Source organism: Azospirillum aestuarii (assembly GCF_016632405.1).
GTDB classification, from domain to species: Bacteria; Pseudomonadota; Alphaproteobacteria; order Azospirillales; family Azospirillaceae; genus Azospirillum; species Azospirillum aestuarii.
In genome coordinates this window covers 44,547-63,208 of sequence record NZ_JAEPIV010000021.1, presented here as the reverse complement: position 1 = coordinate 63,208, position 18,662 = coordinate 44,547, and the positions used below count along the sequence as shown (strand labels likewise).

The 18,662-nt window shown below is 68.9% G+C and carries 16 protein-coding genes; 5 read left to right on the top strand and 11 right to left on the bottom strand.

The window, feature by feature from the left end:
• Positions 1 to 3: 3 nt before the first annotated feature.
• From speB to JJL56_RS25210, 5 genes are all read right to left on the bottom strand, one after another.
• Positions 4 to 1,059, bottom strand: coding sequence for an agmatinase (gene speB / locus JJL56_RS25230; protein WP_200486751.1), 1,056 nt, complete (start codon positions 1,057 to 1,059; stop codon positions 4 to 6).
• A gap of 33 nt (positions 1,060 to 1,092) precedes the next feature.
• A complete protein-coding gene (locus tag JJL56_RS25225) occupies positions 1,093 to 1,893 on the bottom strand; it encodes an ABC transporter permease (protein WP_200486750.1) in 801 nt (266 codons plus the stop codon).
• On the bottom strand, positions 1,893 to 2,747 hold the full coding sequence (locus JJL56_RS25220) for an ABC transporter permease (RefSeq protein WP_035682465.1): 855 nt from the start codon (positions 2,745 to 2,747) through the stop codon (positions 1,893 to 1,895). The genes JJL56_RS25225 and JJL56_RS25220 overlap by 1 nt, the downstream gene beginning before the upstream one ends.
• Positions 2,744 to 3,760, bottom strand: coding sequence for an ABC transporter ATP-binding protein (locus JJL56_RS25215; protein WP_345772641.1), 1,017 nt, complete (start codon positions 3,758 to 3,760; stop codon positions 2,744 to 2,746). The genes JJL56_RS25220 and JJL56_RS25215 overlap by 4 nt, the downstream gene beginning before the upstream one ends.
• A gap of 223 nt (positions 3,761 to 3,983) precedes the next feature.
• Positions 3,984 to 5,105, bottom strand: coding sequence for an ABC transporter substrate-binding protein (locus JJL56_RS25210; protein WP_137142949.1), 1,122 nt, complete (start codon positions 5,103 to 5,105; stop codon positions 3,984 to 3,986).
• A 185-nt stretch (positions 5,106 to 5,290) separates the two neighbouring features.
• Between JJL56_RS25210 and JJL56_RS25205 the strand changes: the two genes are divergently transcribed.
• The 3 genes from JJL56_RS25205 to JJL56_RS25195 all read left to right on the top strand — a co-directional run bounded on the left by JJL56_RS25205 (position 5,291) and on the right by JJL56_RS25195 (position 6,891).
• A complete protein-coding gene (locus JJL56_RS25205) occupies positions 5,291 to 6,223 on the top strand; it encodes a LysR family transcriptional regulator (RefSeq protein ID WP_211110724.1) in 933 nt (310 codons plus the stop codon).
• A 102-nt stretch (positions 6,224 to 6,325) separates the two neighbouring features.
• Positions 6,326 to 6,706 (top strand): hypothetical protein, encoded by a 381-nt coding sequence (locus tag JJL56_RS25200; protein WP_200486747.1) that lies wholly within the window; start codon positions 6,326 to 6,328, stop codon positions 6,704 to 6,706.
• Positions 6,703 to 6,891, top strand: coding sequence for a helix-turn-helix transcriptional regulator (locus JJL56_RS25195; protein ID WP_145628841.1), 189 nt, complete (start codon positions 6,703 to 6,705; stop codon positions 6,889 to 6,891). The genes JJL56_RS25200 and JJL56_RS25195 overlap by 4 nt, the downstream gene beginning before the upstream one ends.
• 36 nt (positions 6,892 to 6,927) lie before the next feature.
• On the opposite strand, the gene cysE is transcribed toward JJL56_RS25195, so the two are convergent.
• From cysE to JJL56_RS25180, 3 genes are all read right to left on the bottom strand, one after another.
• Positions 6,928 to 7,797, bottom strand: coding sequence for a serine O-acetyltransferase (cysE, locus tag JJL56_RS25190; RefSeq protein WP_145628843.1), 870 nt, complete (start codon positions 7,795 to 7,797; stop codon positions 6,928 to 6,930).
• Positions 7,798 to 7,949: 152 nt separating this feature from the next.
• Positions 7,950 to 8,186 (bottom strand): hypothetical protein, encoded by a 237-nt coding sequence (locus JJL56_RS25185; RefSeq protein ID WP_200486746.1) that lies wholly within the window; start codon positions 8,184 to 8,186, stop codon positions 7,950 to 7,952.
• 208 nt (positions 8,187 to 8,394) lie between these two features.
• Entirely contained in the window at positions 8,395 to 8,940 is a 546-nt protein-coding gene (locus JJL56_RS25180; protein ID WP_200486745.1) for an RNA polymerase sigma factor, read from the bottom strand.
• A 258-nt stretch (positions 8,941 to 9,198) separates the two neighbouring features.
• On the opposite strand from JJL56_RS25180, the gene JJL56_RS25175 reads away from it, so the two are divergent.
• Together JJL56_RS25175 and JJL56_RS25170 are read left to right on the top strand one after the other, a co-directional pair.
• Positions 9,199 to 10,233 carry a FecR domain-containing protein gene (locus JJL56_RS25175; protein WP_200486744.1) on the top strand — a complete coding sequence of 345 codons (1,035 nt, stop codon included), beginning with the start codon at positions 9,199 to 9,201 and terminating at the stop codon, positions 10,231 to 10,233.
• A 142-nt stretch (positions 10,234 to 10,375) separates the two neighbouring features.
• Positions 10,376 to 12,676, top strand: a complete 2,301-nt coding sequence (locus JJL56_RS25170) for a TonB-dependent receptor (RefSeq protein WP_200486743.1) — start codon at positions 10,376 to 10,378, stop codon at positions 12,674 to 12,676.
• Here JJL56_RS25170 and JJL56_RS25165 read toward each other — a convergent pair.
• The 3 genes from JJL56_RS25165 to JJL56_RS25155 all read right to left on the bottom strand — a co-directional run bounded on the left by JJL56_RS25165 (position 12,631) and on the right by JJL56_RS25155 (position 18,659).
• Entirely contained in the window at positions 12,631 to 14,175 is a 1,545-nt protein-coding gene (locus JJL56_RS25165) for a tetratricopeptide repeat protein (RefSeq protein ID WP_200486742.1), read from the bottom strand. The two genes, JJL56_RS25170 and JJL56_RS25165, sit on opposite strands and share 46 nt — an antisense overlap.
• Positions 14,176 to 14,275: 100 nt before the next feature.
• A complete protein-coding gene (locus tag JJL56_RS25160; protein WP_247891241.1) occupies positions 14,276 to 16,651 on the bottom strand; it encodes a sensor histidine kinase in 2,376 nt (791 codons plus the stop codon).
• 169 nt (positions 16,652 to 16,820) lie between these two features.
• Positions 16,821 to 18,659, bottom strand: a complete 1,839-nt coding sequence (locus JJL56_RS25155; RefSeq protein ID WP_200486741.1) for a PTS fructose-like transporter subunit IIB — start codon at positions 18,657 to 18,659, stop codon at positions 16,821 to 16,823.
• Between the last annotated feature and the right edge of the window lie 3 nt (positions 18,660 to 18,662).

The following is an 18,662-nucleotide window of genomic DNA, read 5'->3' as shown; positions in this document are numbered from 1 at the left end:
CCGTCAGCCCCGGCCCTGGCGGTTAGCGAGGGCGCGCACCGACAGGCAGAGGATCTCGAACAGCATCTGCGCGCCGGCGTGGGCGGTGTTGGTCGTGGCGTCGTACTGGGGCGCCACCTCCACCACGTCGCCGCCGACGATGTCCAGCCCGTCGAGCCCGCGCAGGATTGCCAGCGCCTCCCGCGTGGTCAGGCCGCCGACCTCCGGCGTGCCGGTGCCGGGGGCGAAGACCGGGTCCAGGCAATCCACGTCGAAGGAGACGTAGACCGGCCCGTCGCCCACCACCTTGCGCGCCGTCTCGACGACGCTGGCGATGCCGCGCTCCGGGATGTCCTCCGCGTGGATCACGGTCATGCCGCTGTCGTAGGAGAACTCCCACAGATACTCGGTGCTGCCGCGGATGCCGATCTGCACCGTGCGCTCCGGGTCCAGGACGCCGTCCAGGACCGCCTGCCGGAAGGGACCGCCATGGTGGAACTTGGCGCCCTCGTAGGGGCCGCCGGTGTCGCAATGGGCGTCGAAATGGATCATGCCCACCGGACGCTCGCGGCCCAGCGCCTTGAGGATCGAATAGGTGATGGAATGGTCGCCGCCCACCGACAGCGGGATGACGCCCGCGTCCATCACGCGGTTGTAGAAGGCCAGGATGTCGCCGTGGCACGCCTCCAGGCTGAAGCGGCTGGACAGCGGCACGTCGCCGACGTCGGCGAGCTTGCAGGAGGCCGCCGGGACCATGCGCAGGGCGTGCTCGTAGGGGCCGATGCGCTCCATCCCGCGCACGGCGCGCGGGCCGAGGCGGGCGCCGGCCCGGTTGGTGACGCCCAGGTCCATCGGCACGCCGATCAGCGCGATGTCCAGCCCGCCGAAGTCCGCGGCGTCGACCGCGTCGGGGCGGTAGGGGGCATCGAGCAGGGTGGACACCCCGGCGAAGGGCTGCACCCGCTTGCCGCCGGAGAACTGGAGGGCGGCCACCCGCTGGAACTCCGGATCGTGGAAGTCGTCGCCGCCGGAGCCGCTGTACTTCGTACGCAAACGATCAAGCTTCTGAGGGTCGATCATCGTCCGGATCTCTTTGAGAAAGGAAAAGGGTTATCAGTCGTTTTTGGCCCAGGCGCCGAGAAGGCGGGGCAGGTCGCCGAACCACGCGATCAGCCCGAAGACCACCGCCGTCAGCGACACGAACAGCACCGTCACGGCGGCCATGGTCGGTGTGTAGCCGTAGCGGAGCGCGTTGAAGATCTTGATGGGCAGCGTTTCCAGCGTGAAGCCGACCACCATGTAGGCCACGATGTACTCGTTCAGCGACAGCACGAAGGCGAAGGCGAAGCCGGAGATCACGTAGGGCCTCACCAGCGGCATCACCACCGTGCGCAGCACCGTCCGGTCGTCGGCCCCCATGGTCGCCGCGGCCTCGACGTAGGAGCGGTCCACCGCCCCGAAGCCCAGCGACAGCGTGACCAGCGGCAGCGTCACGAAGAACACCGCGTGGCTGACCACCACCGTCCAGGGCGACCCGTACTCGCCGACCGCCGCCCAGAAGCTGAGGAAGCCCAGCGCGGTGATGACCGGCGGCAGGATGAAGGGCGTCATGCCCAGCACCTCGAACGCCCGCGCCCAGGGTGCCCGCCAGCGCCACAGGAACCAGGCCAGCGGAAAGGCGATCAGCACCGCCAGCGCCGCCGACAGGGTGGCGACGACGAGGCTGGTGATCAGCGCGCCGCGCCAGCCGGGATCGGTGAAGACCTCCGCGTACCAGGCGAGCGAGAAGCCCTGCGGCGGGAAGGTCAGCGACTTCTTCTCGTTCACCGAGACGCCGGCCACCACCAGGATCGGGCCCGACAGGACCAGGGCGATCAGGCCGGCGGCCAATGAATTCAGCGTGCGCATCAGCATCAGGCCGTCTCCTCCCGCCGTCCGGCGAGCAGCGCCAGCCCGACCAGGGCGAGGCTGACCAGCACCAGGAAGACGGCCATCGCCGCCGCGAAGGGCATGTTGGACTGGTAGATCGCCTGATCGGTGATGAGCACCGACAGCGTCCAGTGCTGGGGCCGTCCAAGAAGCTGCGGCAGCAGGTAGGAGCCGAGCGCGAAGACGAACACCATGATCGTGGTGGCGACGATGGTGTTGCGCAGCGCCGGAACCACCACCGTGAAGAAGGCCCGAAGCGGCGAGGAACCCAGCGTGCGCGCCGCCTCCTCCAGATAGGGGTCGAGGCGGGCCAGCGCCGGGTAGAGCACCAGCACCGTGTAGGGGAAGGCCTGATACACCAGCCCGGCCAGCAGCGCGCCGAAGCTGGGGCTGAGCGATTGCGGCTCGGCCATCAGGCCCAGCGCCACGAACAGGTTGGTGATGCCCGCCGTGCGCGACAGCAGGGTGGACCAGGCGAATCCGATGATGACTTCCGACAGCGACAGGATCGACAGCAGGAAGACCAGCCAGCGGATCTGCGCGCCGCGCGACAGCTTGACCAGCCGGTAGGTGAAGGGGAAGGCGATGCCCACCGACAGCGCCGCGACCAGCGCCGCCAGCCCCAGCGAGAAGGACATCACCCCGCCGAAGAAGGCGGTCAGGAAGCGCTCGTAGTTGGCGAAGACGAGGTCCGGCTCGTAGAAGCCGCCGGGCACGCGCCGGAAGACGCTGACCGCGATCATCAGGCTGAAGGGGATGACGAAGAAGACGACCAGCATCAGCGCCGGGAAGAGGATCGGCGCGTGTTCGGCCAGACCGCGGGGGGCGCGGCGGATCATGGGACCCTCTCGCCCATCGGGGGCAGCACGACGCAGGCCGCCGGGGGGAACTCCACCGCCAGGGCGCCGCCGGGGGCGACCGGCGGGCGGTCCTGCGGGCGGGTCAGGGCGACGATCTCCCGCCCGGCCACGTCGATGCGGAACTCCACGCTGGCGCCGAGGTCGCGCATGAAGGACAGCGTGCCGCTCAGCCGGTTCGGCCCGTCGGTGCCCGCGGGGTGGACGATCACGTCCTCCGGGCGGACGGACAGCAGGACGCGGCCGGTCGGCGGCAGGTCGGGCAGATGCAGGGCGCCGCCGGGCACGGCGGCGGTGCCGGGGGCGGTCACCTCGCCCTCCAGCAGGTTGGTCATGCCGATGAAGTCGGCGACGAAGGCGTCGGCGGGCTGGCGGTAGACCTCCATCGGCGGGGCGGCCTGATGGATGCGGCCCTGCGACATCACCACCACGAGGTCGGCCATGGTCATCGCCTCCCTCTGGTCGTGGGTGACGACGATGGTGGTGATGCCCAGCCGCTGCTGAAGCTGCTTCAGCTCGATCTGCATGGCCTCGCGCAGCTTGGCGTCGAGCGCCGACAGCGGCTCGTCCAGCAGGAACAGCTTGGGCGACAGGGCCAGCGCGCGGGCGATGGCGACGCGCTGCCGCTGCCCGCCGGACAGCTTGGAGACCGGCCGGTCGGCGACGCCGGGCAGACGCACCAGCTCCAGAAGCTCGTCGGCGCGCTTGCGCTGCTCGGCCTTCGCCGCACCGCGGATGCGCAGGGGGTAGGCGATGTTCTCGCCCGCCGTCAGGTGCGGGAAGAGGGCCAGCGACTGGAACACCATGCCGAATTCCCGCGTGTGGGCGGGGGCCGTGGTGATGTCGCGCCCATCGATGACCAGCCGTCCGCCGGTGGGGTCCTCCAGCCCGGCGATCATGCGCAGCAGCGTCGTCTTCCCGCAGCCGGACGGGCCGAGCAGGCAGACGAACTGTCCGTGGGGGATGCGCAGCGACGCGCCGTGCACCGCGGTCACGGGACCGTATCGTTTGGTGAGACCGTCGAGGACAAGGGCTGACATAGGATGGCTTTTTGTCTGTCGTTCACAGCGGGCTTTGTCCCCTCGCCCCTCTGGGGAGAGGTAGGGTGAGGGGGCGCCTGCCAGGGCGTCAACGCAGCCTCATTGCAGTGCGTGTCCGGCCTGCGGCCGCCCCCTCATCCCATACCCTTCTCCCCAGAGGGGAGAAGGGCTCACACACTCACCCGACGATCATTTCCGTCCACTTCTGGTTCAGCCAGTCGGACTTGCTCGTGTAGAGGTCGTAGCGCGGGATGATCGGCGCGATGTCGGAGGACACGGCGGCGAACTCCTGATCGGTCAGGTCGGTCAGCTTGCGGTCGATGGTCGGGGCGGTGCCGACCTTGCGCGACAGCAGGGCCTGGATCGACGGCTGGCACATGTAGTCCACGAAGACATGGGCGAGGTCGCCGGCCTTGGAAGCGCGGGTGACCGCCCAGCTTCCCGAATCGAGGATGCCGCCCTCCTTCGGGAAGGTCGAGCGCACCGGCTGCCCGTCCGCGGCGGCGAGGCCGGTCACGTCGTGGTAATACTGGCCCATCGGAATCTCGCCGGACTTCAGCGAGGCCTCGAACTGCGCCTCGTCGCGGTACCAGAGCTTCACGTTGGACTTCAGCTCCGCCAGCTTCTTGAAGCAGTCGAGCTGCCCCTGCTCGCTGTCGAGATGCTTGGTGCCGCCGAAGAAGGTCGCCGCCGTGACCTCCAGCAGGAAGCTGTTGCTGACCAGCGCCAGCAGGCCGAGCTTGTCCTTGTTCGCCGGGTCCCACAGCGCCGCCCAGCTGTCCGGGGCCTGCGGGTAGCTCTTGGTGTTGGTGACCAGCGTGATGTACCAGGACACCGCGCCGATGCCGCTGACCTTGCCGTCCGGGTACTTGTTGACGAGGTGGGGGACGACCTTGGCGGCGTTGGGAATCTTCGACAGGTCGAAGGGCGCCCACAGCTCCGCCGAGGCCCCCTTCAGCATCGCCACCTGCGACATCATCGAGACGTCGGCGGGCGCCTGACGGGCGCGGGCCGCCTGTTCGAGCTGGACCAGCCACGCCTCGCCGGTCGGCTCGGCGATGGCCTCCACCGTGATGCCGGTGGCCTTGGAGAATTCCGGGAAGATGTGCTTTTCGAAGGATTCCTTGAAGTAGCCGCCGTAGACGCCGACCTTCAGTGTCTTCGACTGGGCGCGGACGATGTTCGGAAAGCCGATGGCGGCCACCGTGGCCAGCGTGCCCGCTCCGGCCAGAACGGCGCGCCGGCTGATGCCGCCGGTCAAAGCGGCGTGAAGTCCCTGCTTACCCGTCGTCTCGTTCATGGATGCGACCTTTCCTTGCGGACGAGCTTATCTGTTCGTGAGGCCAGCATTGCAGCCTGCGATCATTAGACCCCCGGCGCCGTTGCCCGAAAATCAGAAAGTTTTGTATCTTACTTCGATCCGGGCCGAAGTATCGGGCGTGCCGGACCCATCGGGCGGGGCAGGGGAGGGCGGGCGTCGTGGCGATGATTCAGCTGGAAACCGTGGATCTGCGCCTGTTGCGGTTGTTCATGACCATCGTCGAGGCCGGCGGATTCAGTGCGGCGCAGAGCGAACTGAACCTGTCGCTGTCCACCATCTCCACCCATTTCGCCGATCTGGAGACGCGGCTGGGCCTGCGGCTGTGCCGGCGGGGGCGGTCGGGATTCCAACTCACCCCGGAAGGGCAGGCGGTCTATGACGAGGCGCGGCGCGTGTTCGACACGCTGGAGCGTTTCCGCGGGCGGGTGCGCGGCCTGCGCGAGCGGCTGACCGGCACGCTGGCGGTCGGGCTGGTGGACAACACGCTGACCGACCCGCGCGCCCCGCTGGAGCGCGTCTTCGCCCGCTTCACCGAGGCAGCGCCGGAGGTCTCGCTGATCATCAACGTCCGCCCGCCGAACGAGCTTCTGCGCGACGTCATCGGCGGGCAGTTGCAACTCGCCATCGCCAGTTTTCCGCGCATCGTGCCCAGCCTGTCCTATCAGGACCTCTACAACGAAACGATCCACTTCTGCGTGGCGGACGGGCACCCGTTGTTCACCCTGCCGGACGAGGCCATCGACCTGGACGAGATCCGCCGCTACCGGCTGGTCGCGCGCAGCTACTGGGGTGCGCGCGACCTGAAGATCTTCGCCATCTCGACGCCCAAGGCGACGGTCAGCGACATGGAGGGGGCGGCGCGGCTGATCCTGTCCGGCGCCTACGCCGGCTATCTGCCGGACCATTACGCGGCGCCCTACGTCAAGGCCAGGCGGCTGCGGGTCCTGCTGCCCAAGGTCCTGTCCTATCAGGCGCCCTTCCAGGTGGCCTTCGACGCCAACCGCTCCAAGAGCCCGGTGGTGGACCTGTTCATCGCACTCACCCGCGAGGAGATGACCGCGCCGGAGTTCCGTGCCGGTCCTGACCACCCAGGCTAATCGCGGCCCGGCATGGCAGATTGTAAAGCAAACTTGACAATCGCGGCGCGTATCAGGGAAAGTCTCCTTTCCATAAGGCGGCTAACACGGAAAGGGTAGGGGATGTTCAGCATCAAGCGCTATAGCGTGGAATTGTCTGGGGCTCTTGCTCTCTACGCGATGCTTCTGCTCGGCGCCAACGCAGCAGACCGGGTTTTCGAACCCGATGGCGCAGCGAAAATGGCCCTCACCCTTCTGCCGATCCTGGGCACGGTCATCGTCGCCTGGGCGGTTTTGCGTGGGTTGCGGCGGATGGATGAGCTTCAGCGCCGTATCCAGTTCGATGCGATCGTCCTGTCCTTCACTGGCACGGCGCTGGCGACCTTCGCCTGGGGCTTTGCGGAAGGTGTGGGCGCACCGGAACTGCGGGCCTTTCATGTTTGGCCGCTCATGGCGGTGCTGTGGGTCGTCGGGGTGCTCATCGCCCAACGGCGCTACCGATGAGAAACGCGCTGAAAGACATCCGCACGGCCCGTGGCTGGAGCCAGAGCGAGTTGGCGGAGCGCCTCCAAGTGTCCCGGCAGACAGTCAACTCCATCGAGAACGGGCGCTACGACCCCAGCCTCCCGTTGGCCTTTGCCATCGCCAGAACGTTCGAGCTGACCATCGAGGACATCTTCTTTCCCTGAGGAGTCCCGGACCGGAAGTGTCCGGTTGGGGGTCCGTCAGATGTGATACTCCGGCTCCGGCACCGTCTGGTCCATGGCGAGCGCCGGCACAGTGTCGCGGCACCAGCCGACGATCCGCGCCGGGACGCCGACCACCGTGGCGCAGGGCGGCACGTCTTTCAGCACCACGCTGCCGGCCCCGACCTTGGCGCGGCTGCCGATCTCGATGTTGCCCAGGATCTTGGCACCGGCGGACAGCAGGACGCCGTCGCGCACCTTCGGGTGACGGTCGCCATGCTCCTTGCCGGTGCCGCCGAGCGTGACCTCCTGAAGGATCGACACGTCGTTGCCGACCACCGCGGTCTCGCCGATCACCACGCCGGTGCCGTGGTCGATGAACACGCCGCGCCCGACCGGAACCGCGGGGTGGATGTCCACCGCGAACACTTCCGACACCCGGCTCTGCAGGAAATGGGCGAGGTCGCGCCGCTCGCGCCGCCACAGCCAATGGCCGATGCGGTGCCATTCCAGAGCGTGAAAACCCTTGTAATAGAGGAACGGCGTCAGGCAGTTGTCCGCCGCCGGGTCACGCGTGCAGATGGCCTGGAGGTCGGAGCAGGCTTCTTCCACGATGCAGGGCGCGTCGGCGACGGCCGAGCGCACGAGCATCGCGAGTTGGTCGGCGGAGATGTAGGAATCGCCCAGCTTGCGTGCCAGCAGGCTGCCCAGCGCCGACGGAAAATCGTGATGCAGCAGGATGGCGGTGTCGATGAAGGGACGCAGCCAAGGCTCCTTGACGACCACGCTCTCCGCCTCTGCGCGCAGCATCGCCCACATGCCGTCGACGCCCTCCAGAAGAGGGGATTCCGGACGGTCCAGTTCCTTGAGGCTCTGGTCCTTAAAGCAGGGGGCGACGACGTGGTTCATGGCACAGATGTCCTGATGTTCCTGACCGGTCCGGTCGTCGACTCGGTCATTGGGCCTTCAACAGGCCGGACCGAACCCTAGCACGCCGCTTTCCGGAAGGGGAGCCATGTCGTGGGAAATGAATAGTCACCACGAATTATTGAACATTTTTGTTATGTGAAAGCTGTCCGGCTGCTCAGGCCACCCATCCAGGCATCGGGAGGGTTTACCATGTGATCACGTAATCGCCGGTGTAGGGGGCTGGACCCCACCTGCATGTTCCTGGTGCCGAACGCTTCCTGCAAGGCGGCGGCGTTGCCGTTCACCATGATTCCGTTGGCGCTCCAACCATTGGAATCGTGGCTGACCGTGAACTCGCTCTTCGACTGCACGAGATCCGAGTCGTTCACGGCGTGTATTTTCATTAAACCCTCATAGGTAGCTTCCCGTATCGGAATTTCGCTGGCGCATTTTCCATAAGACACCTTATGGGATTTGTGCGCCGGTTTGAATGGAGTCGATCCTGAAGCGCAACCCTTGTCTCAGTACAAAGGCTTTCCGTCGTCAGGGGTCGACCCACCCCTTCCGGTGAACCGGGAAAAGGCGAACCCGAGCCTGCTACCGCCCACCGGTCCGGCTTGCGGCCGGTCCAGGCCGGTCCGCGCGCGCCATGGCGTCTACGAAATGGCCCATCGCCAGCTTCATGTCGTTGAAGACCGTGCCCTGCGACACGCCCAGATGGGCGGCGATCTGGGGATACGACAGGCCTTCGATCCGGTTCAGAAGCCACACCTGACGGGCACGCGCCGGCAAACGGTCCAGAGCGTCCATGAAGCACGAGAGCCGCTCACGGTGCAAAAGGCCCTCTTCCGCCGAAGGGGTTTCCGACGCGATGCCCAGCGCTTCCACGGTGTCAGCCGGACCGGCCTCGAACCGCTCCTGGGTCCGGCAACGCCGGAGATGGTCCAGCGCGAGATTGTGGACCGTTCGGTGGAGAAAAGCCCCGATGTTGTCGATGGGTCCCTTCTCCACAGCTTTGCAGGCCCGCAGGTAGCTTTCCTGCAGCAGATCCTCGGCGACCTGAAGATCGCGCACGATCTTCAGCGCGCACCCGAACAACGAGCGGCGGTGATCGAGATAGATCGCAATAAGGCTTGCGGACATGATAGCCCTGTCGGTCACGGCAGCGGAGGGGCGCCACCGCGGTCGGTGCGACATCGGCGGCCTTGCAATACTGAAATTGATAATGATTCTCAATTTCAGATGTCAAGCCGGTTGGACGGGGCCGATTGGACGCGAGCGTGAACGGTCATCATCCGCAGGCTGCCTTTTGTGGGCTTCGGTTTGCGAATTGTGACCCGTTGGGCGATGAAACGTCTCAACTGTGCATGAGTACGGTCACAGGAAGAGTGGAAGGCCAGCGTGGAGCAGGACAAGGCAGACGGCCAACAGGACGCCGGGGCCTATCGGCATGCGGACCCGATCATGGATCAGGCGCTCACCTGGTTCGTGGTGCTTCTCGACTCGCCCGCCGATCCGGGCACGCATGACGCCTATCTGGCATGGCGAAACCGCGACCCGCGCCATGCCGCGGCGTTCGACCGTCTGTCGTCGCTTGGGTCCATGCCCGAATTGCAGGAGGCGACGCTCGCCCATCCGCCGCAGACGGCCCTTCCCCCTGTTCGTTCCTCCAGCCGGCAAGGCGTCACCAGTTCCGCGGCGAGGCGGCGGTCACGGCGGGGTGGCGGGTGGCGTGCCTCGCTGGCCGCCGCCGCGCTGCTGTTGGCCATCGGCGTTCATCTCCAGCCCATGCTGACGCTCCGTTTGACCGCCGACCACCGCACCGCCACCGGGGAACGGCGGGAGATCGCCCTGCCCGACCGGTCCCGGCTGATTCTGGACACCGATTCGGCGGTCGCGCTCGATTTCGCCGAGGGCCGGCGCCATGTCCGGCTGCTGCGCGGGCAGGCCTATTTCGACGTGGTCAGGGACCCCGCCCGCCCCTTCCGCGTCACCGCCGGTTTCAGCGAGGTGAAGGTGACCGGCACCGCCTTCTCCGTTCAATCGGTCGGCGGGCGGGATGCCGTCTTCCTGGAGCGTGGGCGGGTGTCGGTCACCCGGCGGGAGCCGCCCGGCCAGACGGTGGCCCTCGTTCCGGGTGACCGGGTAACGGCCGCAGCGGACGGTCTCTCGGCACCCACCCGCCCCGATCCGGCGGTCGCCCTGGCCTGGACGGACGGGCGCTATGTCTTCCACGACCAGCCCTTCGCCGCGGTCGTCGACACCCTCCGGCGCTACCACGCCGCACCGGTCATTGTGATCGGCGACCGGCTGGCCGGCGCACGGGTCAGCGGAAACTACCGGCTGGACGACCCCACCGGTGCGATCCGCTCGCTGGCCGGCGTCGTGGGAGCGCGCGTGACCGAGCTGCCCGCCGGGATCATCCTGCTTCGATGAGCCCGGCTTCGATCGGCTTTATCTTTTTTCCAAGACTTTTTTTGTGAGACGCCGCAGCCCCGTGCGTCTGCCGAAAAGAGGGGCGCGGTCCATACACCGGTCATCACGCCCCCGCCACCAGCGCAGACGGGAGTTGTGAGGAATGGAAGGCCGGACGGTTTCGACAGGCAAGTTCTTGGAATGCGCGCGGGGCACCGCCGCCCGGCATCTGGTCATGGCCCTGATGGCGACCACCGCGCTCGGCGGCGTTTTGGCCCTCCCCTCCCTGTCCCTGGCCCAGCAGCCCGCAACTGCCGCAAGCGCCATGCAGACGATGGTCTTCGCGCTGCCGACGCAACCCTTGGCCGCGGCGATCGACGCCTTCGCGCGCCAGACCGGCTGGCAGATCGGCTATTCCCCCGATCTGGCCGCCGGGCGCAGCTCCCGTCCGGTGTCGGGCAGCATGACGCCCGCCCAGGCGCTCGACACGCTGCTCTCCGGGACGGGCGTCGGTTACCGCATGACCGGCACGGGCACCGCCACGCTGGTTCCGGCCCCGACCGGCAACGTTACGATGCTGGCGCCGGTGTCGGTCACCGCCTCGACCGGCGCCGGCAGCGGAAGCGGCAACATCACGATCACCAAGGAGGATCTGGATCGCAAGAATCCCAGAGACCTTCGCGACGTCTTCTCCGGCGAGCCGACGATCCGCGTGGGCAGCGCCGTGCCGATGTCGCAGAAGGTCTATGTCAACGGTGTCGAGGAAACCAATCTGGCCGTCACCATCGACGGCAGCCGTCAGAACAACAAGGTGTTCCACCACAACGGCACCACGCTGATCGACCCGGCGCTGCTGAAGGTGGTGCGCGTGGACGCCGGCGTCGCCCCCGCCGACGCCGGGCCGGGCGCGCTCGCCGGCTCCATCGCCTATGAGACGAAGGACGCCAGCGACTTCCTGGCGAGCGACGGTGTCGGCGCCTTCGGCAAGACCACCTTCAACACGAACGGCTCCGGCCTGACCACCAACCTCGCCGGCTTCGGACGCCACCAGGGGCTGGAGGCGCTGGGCACCGTGACCTACGGCAAGGGAGGCAAATACACGGCGGGCAACGGGCGCAAGGTGGACGGCACCGAGACGGACGTGGTCAGCGGCCTCGGCAAGGCCGCGGTGCAGACGGAGAGCGGCCACCGCTTCCAGGCCAGCTACGAGCGGGTCTACGACGACGCGCCGCGGCCCTTCCGCGCGAACATCGGGTCCCTCGCCGGGCGCCCGGCCTGGGAGCCGCGCGTGCGCGACTACACGCTCGACCGCCAGAACATGGTCTTCACCTACACCGACGCCCTGCCGACGGAGCTGTGGAACCCCAAGCTGGTGTTGGCCTACGGCCGCACCGACGTGGAAACGCCGATCTTCACCCGCCCCGTCGGCAGCAGCACCGTGCCGGGGAGCTATCCGGGCAAGGGGGCGACCAGCTCCTTCAACGGCAAGCTGGAGAACAGCTTCGGCTTCCGGATCGGCACCTTCACGACGGGCACCGACTTCTACGTGGACCGTGCCAATTACAGGGACCGGACGATGTCCGCGACCGAGAGGGCGCGCAACAACGGCCTGTACGGTCAGGCCCGGCTGGAGCCCATGGAGCGGCTGCGCCTGTCCTTCGGCCTGCGCGGCGACCGTCAGACCTTCGAAGGGACGACTGGACGGGAATGGACCAACCATGGCCTCAGCCACAACATCTCGGGCGAGTTCGACCTGCTTCCCCGCTACCTGACCGCCAAGGCGGGGGTGTCCCGCGGCTGGGGCGGCATCCAGCTGGCCGAGAACTACATCATGAACCCGGCCTGGAACTACGGCGCCGGTCCGCGCCCGGTGACGGCCTACAACAGCACGGCCGGTCTGGAGGCCCGCTACGAGGGCTTCACCGCGGAAGGCCGGATCTTCCGCACCAAGCTGGACGACGCCCGCGCCGCGCGCTTCGCCGCCGCGAGCGCCAACCTCGCCCGCGACGTGCGGTCGGAAGGGTATGAGCTGGGTCTCGGCTACGCCTGGACGAATGGCTTCATCCGCGCCAAATACGCCGACATCGACGTGACGATCGACGGGCTGCCCGCGGATTCCGACACCGGCACCTACCTCGCCACGCCGATCGGGCAGGTCTTCACCGTCGGCGGCGCCCACACCGTGCAATCCTGGAACCTGACCTTTGGCGCCGATGTGGAGTTCGTGCTCGACTACGACAAGGTGCAGGCCGGGCAGCAACCGCTGAAGGGGTATCAGACGGCCAACCTGTTCGTCGAACACCGGCTGCCGGAGCACGCCAACCTGGCGCTGCGCCTCGACGTCCGCAACCTCTTCGACGAGACCTACGCCGACCGCGCCACCTACGGGCAGGAGTTCGGCACCGTCACCCCGCTCTATCAGCCGGGCCGGGCCTTCCTGCTGACCGCCTCGGCGCAGTTCTGATCCTGCGCTGCGGCCGCGGCAAGGTCATGGCCCACACGGACCATGACCGGCCCCCAGTCGCCGGGCGAGTCCTGCCGGTAGAGGCGCATGGTCGGGTACCAGGGGCTGTCGTCGCGCCCGCGGAACCAGCGCCAGCAGGCGTCGGAGCGCGACAGCATCCACACCGGGCGCCCGATCGCCGCCGCGAGGTGGGCGACCGACGTGTCCACGGTGATGACGAGGTCCAAGTGCGCCGCGATGGCCGCGGTGTCGGCGAAGTCGGTCGCGCTCGCCATGGGGTCGATGAGCAGGCCCGCCGCGATGGCCGCCCGCGCCTGCTCCGCCGCGTCCCCGACCTGGAGGCTGACGGCCTCGATCCCCGGCACCGACAGCAGCGGTTCCATCAGCGCGAAGGGCACGCTGCGGCGGCGATCCATCGCGTGGGAGGTGGGGTCGTGGCGCCGCGGGTTGCCCGACCAGACGAATCCCACGCGCACCGGGCGCTTGTCAGCGGATTCTCCGGTCTGGCTCCAGCCGAGCCGCTCCACCCAGGCCGCCGCCAGATCGGGGGGCGGCGTGATGTAGGGTTTGCCGGCGGGAATCCCGTCGATGCGCGTCGCAAAGGCGAAGGGCAGGCTCATCAGCGGGCAGCACAGGTCGAAGTCCGGCAGCGCCGCCGCGTCGTCGTAGGTGGCCAGACGGTCGATGCCCCGCACCGAGGCCAGCAGGCGCCGCAGCTCCGGCTGGACGATCAGCAGCACCCGCGCGCCGCGGTCGGCCAGCAGCGGCGCGTAGCGGACGAATTGCAGGGTGTCGCCCAGGCCCTGCTCGTAATAGAGGAGGATGGTTTTGCCGGCGATCTCCTCGCCCCGCCACACCGGCTTGCCGGACACCGCCGCGGATTGGCCGGTGTAGTCCCAGCGCCGTTCGTAAAGCGCCAGCCCCCTTTCGAAATCGCCGAGCGCCAGCTTCAGCACCGCCAGCTCGCAGACCGGGTGCGGATGGTCCGGGCGCAGGGATTTGGCGGTCTCCAGCGCCGTTTCCGCCTCGTCGAACCGGCCCGCGTCGCGCAACGCGATGCCCAGGTTCAGGAGCGTCTCGAAATGCGCCGGGTCGAGGGCGGCGGCGCGCCCCAGCCAGGGCACGGCCGCGCCGATCCGGCCATCGGCGGCCAGGGCGGAGCCGAGATTGCCCGGAACGCCGCGCGCCGCCGGTTCCAGCGCCAGGGCGCGGGCGAAATGACGGATGGCCTCATCATACCGACCGGCGGCCTTCAACGCCGCGCCCAGATTCCCGAGGAAGTCGGTGTTCAGCCCGTCCCGTGCCACTGCGGCGCCGATCAGCGCGACGGCTTCGGCATGCCGGCCCCGCTGCCCGGCGACGATGCCCAATAGGTGCGAGGCGTGGGCCTGCTCCGGATCGGCGTCCAGGATGCGCTGGTAGATGATCGCCGCCTCGTCCAGCCGCCCGGCCTGATGGTGGTCGATGGCGACCGCGTAGGCTTCCTCGATCGTCGCCATGCCCCCACACCCCGCGCCGAAATCATCAAACGGGAAATCGTCGAACGGACCCATCTTGCAGTAAACCGGAACCGGCGCGGCGCGCAAGCGTCCGCCTGCGTCACGCGCCCTCCTTCTCCGGCGTGGCGGGAGGCAGGCGGATGACGAAGCGCGCCCCGTCCGCCCCCGTCTCTTCCTCCAAGCTGATGGTGCCGCCGAGCTGGCTGACCGCGTTGTGGACGATGTGCAGGCCGAGCCCGGCGTGGCCCCGGTCACGGCGCGTGGTGAAGAAGGGGTCGAAGATGCGCGCCCGAAGCTCCACCGGGATGCCCCGCCCGTCGTCGGCGACGACCAGTTCCACGACGTCCGCCGCGGCCCTGCGGGCGGCGACCGTCACGGTGCCGCTCCGCCCGACTCCCTCTTGCCCATCCGCCCCCTCCCCGGCCGCGAAGCCGTGGTTGACCGCGTTCAGCAACAAATGCGAGACGATTTGCGCGATGGCCTGCGGATAGCCGTCCATCATCAGCCCCGGCGGGCAGTCCACGACGACCCGGTGTTCCGCCGGTTCCCAGAAGGGGCCCAGCGCCTCGACCGCCTGCATCAGGCAGAGGCGGAGGTCGAAGCGGCGGCGCGTCTCCCCCGCCGGGTCCACCGCCAGCTCCTTGAAACGCTGGACCAGTTCGGCCGCGCGGACGGTGTTGTTGACCAGCAGTTCGGACACGTCGCCCAGGTCGGTCAGGAAGCGTTCCAGCTCGCGGCGGCGCAGCTGGCCCGAATCGAGAAGGCGCTTCATCTTCGGCACCTTCTCGCGGATCAGGGTGGAGGTGGTGAGCGTGATGCCGAGCGGCGTGTTGATCTCGTGCGCCACCCCGGCCACCACCTGCCCCAGCGCGGCCAGCTTCTCCGCCTGCACCAGATGGGCCTGGGTCCGCCGCAGTTCGGCCAGGGTGGAGTCCGCCTGCTCCTTGGCGTGGCGCATCTCATCCTCGCGGCGGTTGATCTCCGCGGCGAAGTGATGGACGGCGCGGGCCATGTCGCCCAGCTCGTCGCGCCGCTCCAGATCGGTCACCTGCCCGTCGCGCGGGTCGCGGGCCAGCCGCCGGGTGGCGCTCTGGAGACGGCGCAGGGGCCGCGTGATGCCGCCGGCCACCAGGAGCGCCGCCCCGGCGGCGAACAGCAGGCCGATGGTCGCCCCGATGAGCAGGGTGGAGCGCAGCAGATCGGCGCTGCGCACCGCGCTGTCCTGGAACAGGTCGTTCAGACGGCGGGCGGTGTTCATCACCGCGGCGGCGTCCATGTCCATCGCGGCGATGGCGCCGTTCTGGCGGGCCAGCCCGTCGGTGGCGCGCTCCAGCCCGTCGCGCCAGGCGGTGATGGCGGCCAGCATCTCGTCCTGGATCAGCGGGGAGATGGGAAGTCGGGCCACCCGGTCGCCCAGCCGCCCGCTGTCGGCCGCGACATCGCGCAGGCCGCGCGTGTCGCGCCGCTCCAGCGCCCTCAGGGTCCGTCCGCTGAGCGACAGGGCGGTCATGGCGACGGTCTGGGTTTCCTGTTCCATGGCGTGGGCCGACACGGTGCGGCGCAGAAGCTCGGCCACCTCGGCCTGTACGGCGCCATGGCCGGTGCCGGTGATGTCCAGCACCCGTTGGGCGGCGGCGTCATAGCGCGGCGCCAGTTCCGGCAGTGTCCGGCGGTCCAGCCGCTCGGCGCGCAACCGCGTCAGTTCGGCGAGGGCCGTCTCATAAACGTCGTTGGCGGAGCCGGGTGCGCCGTCCTGCCCCTCGACCCCAGCCTGGGCAAGCGACGCGGCAAGGCGGTCCGCGATGCGCTCCACCCGGTCCAGCGACGGGGCCAAGGAATCGAGCCGCGGCTGCGCTTCGGGTGGCGGACTGGATGAATCGGTGGTGGCCGCCGCGTCCTTCGCGGCCAGCCGGGCGTGCAGCACCGCTTCCCGCAGGTCGTACAGGCCGTCCATCACGGCGCGGTTGGCAAGCAACTGCCGGTCGACCTCGGCCAGGGAGGCGACGAGCGCCGCGTTGGCGGCGTGCTGTCGCTGGCCCGCCTGTTCGGCCAGGGCGAGCAGGCGGGCCTCCTGCTCCGCCATGCCGCGGGCGCGGGCGTCGCTGAAGGCGATGGCGTCCACCAGCTCCTCCAGCCGGGCGGTGTGGCGGTCCGACGCGCGGCGGGCGGTGTCAACCGCGTCGGCCTGGGCGCCCTGGTCCGCCAAGCCGCCCAGCGCCTCCAGCGTCTCCCGCGCGCCATGGGTGGCGCGGCGGAAGGTGACTTCATGGGGCAGGCGGCCTTCGGGGGTGGAGTGGATGAAGTCGTTGCGGGCCGCGGTGGCGGCGATCATCTCGCGGTAGACGGTGCCGGCCAGGACCGCGGCCTCGCGCGAGCGGCCGGCGCGTTCCAGCAATATCCAGGCGGACACCGCGATCAGCGCCGCGATGACCACCGGGATTCCACCCACCGTCGCTATGCGATACGAGATCCTCATCAGGCTCCGCCGGCTGCCGTTCCTCCGAGGGCCGTGAAAGAGGCCGGCGACGGAACACCGCAAAGCTAGCGATAGCACTTTGGAGTTGTCGAGTTCTTTCAATTTTGGCGAAAATTAAAACTAATTTGCGGTATAGCCGGCAATCAACGGGTGTGACGGTTTCAGGTCGTCAGCGCGCCGCCCCGCTGGGCGCGGGGCCGGTCGAGGTTTGTGCCGCCGCGCCCAGCGCCGTTGCGGCGGCGGGGTCCGCCTCGACGCGGCGCTTCAGGATCATCAGGGCGAGCGTCGTGACGATGGTCCCGGCGACGATGGCCAGGACGTAAGGGCCGAGCGGAGTCACCGCGTTGGGGATCGCCAGCACGAAGACGCCGCCGTGCGGCGCCCGCAGGCCGCAGCCGAACCACATCGACAGGGCGCCGGCCACCGCCGACCCGGCCATGGCCGCGGGGATGACGCGCAACGGGTCCTTGGCGGCGAAGGGAATCGCCCCCTCGGTGATGAAGGCGAGGCCGAGCACGCCCGCGGCCTTGCCGGCTTCGCGCTCCTGCAGCGTGAAGCGGCCGGGCACGACCAGGGTGGCGAGCGCCAGCCCGAGCGGCGGCGTCATGCCCGCCGCCATCACCGCGGCCATCGGCGTGAAGGTGCTGGAGGCGAGAAGCCCGACCGCGAAGGTGTAGGCCGCCTTGTTGACCGGCCCGCCCATGTCCAGCGCCATCATGGCGCCGAGCAGCGCGCCCAGCGCCACCGCGTTGGCCCCGGTCATGCTCTGCAGGAAGGCGGTCAGCCCGTTCATGATCGCGGCGACCGGCGTGCCGATGACGTAGACCATCAGCAAACCGACCGTCAGCGTGCCCAGGAGCGGGATGATCAGCACCGGCTTCAGCCCTTCCAGATTCTGGGGCAGCCGGATGGTGTCGCGCAGCCAGCGGGCGATGTAGCCGGCCAGGAAGCCCGCCACGATGCCGCCGAGGAAGCCGGCGCCGATCTTGGCGGCGAGCATCCCGCCGATGAAGCCGGGGGCGATGCCGGGCCGGTCGGCGATGGAATAAGCGATGTAGCCCGCCAGCACCGGCACCATCAGCCCGAAGGCCGCCTCCCCACCGATCTGCATCAGCGCCGCCGGCAGGCTTCCCGGCTCCTTGAACGCCTCGATGCCGAAGACGAAGGACAGGGCGATGATAAGACCGCCGGCCACCACGAAGGGCAGCATGAAGGACACGCCGGTCAGCAGATGCTTGTAGGGGCCGGACTGCGCCTCCTTCTGCCGCGCCTTGGCGCCCGACACCGCGTCGGCGTAGGCGGGCGCGGCGGCGCTTCCCGACGCGGTCGGCGCCGGCAGGGCGAGTGCCTCGTCGATCACGCGGGCGGGCTGTTTCAGCGCCTCCCCCACCGAGGTCTTCAGCAGCCGCTTGCCGGCGAAGCGGTCGGTGGCGACGTGGGTGTCGGCACCGATGATGACGGCCTCGGCCTCGGCGATCTCCTCCTCCGTCAGCGCGTTCTTCGCGCCGACCGAACCCTGCGTCTCGACCTTGATGCGGTAGCCCTTGGCCTGGGCGGCCTGCTTCAGCGCCTCCGCCGCCATGAAGGTGTGAGCGATGCCGGTCGGGCAGGCGGTGATGGCGACCAGCAGGCCGGGACTGCGCACCACGGTGGGAGCCGGTTTCGGGGCTGGCGGCGGAGGGGCGGCTTCGGGCTGCGCGCCGGGGACATCGGCCAGGGCGTTGCCGACCACCGATTTGGTGTCGCGGATGGCGGCGGCGGTGGAGGTGCGCAGGATCGGCTTGCCGGCGAAGCGGGAATCGTCCACGGCGATGTCGGTGGCCAGGATCACCGCGTCGGCCGCCGCGATGTCGGCGGCGGAGAGCGGCGTCTGCACGCCGTTCGACCCCTGGGTCTCCACCGCGATGGCATGGCCCATCAGCGCGGCGGTGCGGCGCAGCGCCTCGGCCGCCATGACGGTGTGGGCGATCCCCGTCGGGCAGGCGGTCACAGCCACGAGCTTTGCCATCGC

Coding starts and splice junctions, on each gene's coding strand:
- JJL56_RS25205 (WP_211110724.1), top strand. CDS start 5,291: ATGATTCAGCTGGAAACCGTGGATCTGCGCCTGTTGCGGTTGTTCATG.
- JJL56_RS25160 (WP_247891241.1), bottom strand. CDS start 16,651: ATGAGGATCTCGTATCGCATAGCGACGGTGGGTGGAATCCCGGTGGTC.
- speB (WP_200486751.1), bottom strand. CDS start 1,059: ATGATCGACCCTCAGAAGCTTGATCGTTTGCGTACGAAGTACAGCGGC.
- JJL56_RS25210 (WP_137142949.1), bottom strand. CDS start 5,105: ATGAACGAGACGACGGGTAAGCAGGGACTTCACGCCGCTTTGACCGGC.
- JJL56_RS25200 (WP_200486747.1), top strand. CDS start 6,326: ATGTTCAGCATCAAGCGCTATAGCGTGGAATTGTCTGGGGCTCTTGCT.
- JJL56_RS25225 (WP_200486750.1), bottom strand. CDS start 1,893: ATGCTGATGCGCACGCTGAATTCATTGGCCGCCGGCCTGATCGCCCTG.
- cysE (WP_145628843.1), bottom strand. CDS start 7,797: ATGAACCACGTCGTCGCCCCCTGCTTTAAGGACCAGAGCCTCAAGGAA.
- JJL56_RS25155 (WP_200486741.1), bottom strand. CDS start 18,659: ATGGCAAAGCTCGTGGCTGTGACCGCCTGCCCGACGGGGATCGCCCAC.
- JJL56_RS25165 (WP_200486742.1), bottom strand. CDS start 14,175: ATGGCGACGATCGAGGAAGCCTACGCGGTCGCCATCGACCACCATCAG.
- JJL56_RS25180 (WP_200486745.1), bottom strand. CDS start 8,940: ATGTCCGCAAGCCTTATTGCGATCTATCTCGATCACCGCCGCTCGTTG.
- JJL56_RS25195 (WP_145628841.1), top strand. CDS start 6,703: ATGAGAAACGCGCTGAAAGACATCCGCACGGCCCGTGGCTGGAGCCAG.
- JJL56_RS25170 (WP_200486743.1), top strand. CDS start 10,376: ATGGAAGGCCGGACGGTTTCGACAGGCAAGTTCTTGGAATGCGCGCGG.
- JJL56_RS25220 (WP_035682465.1), bottom strand. CDS start 2,747: ATGATCCGCCGCGCCCCCCGCGGTCTGGCCGAACACGCGCCGATCCTC.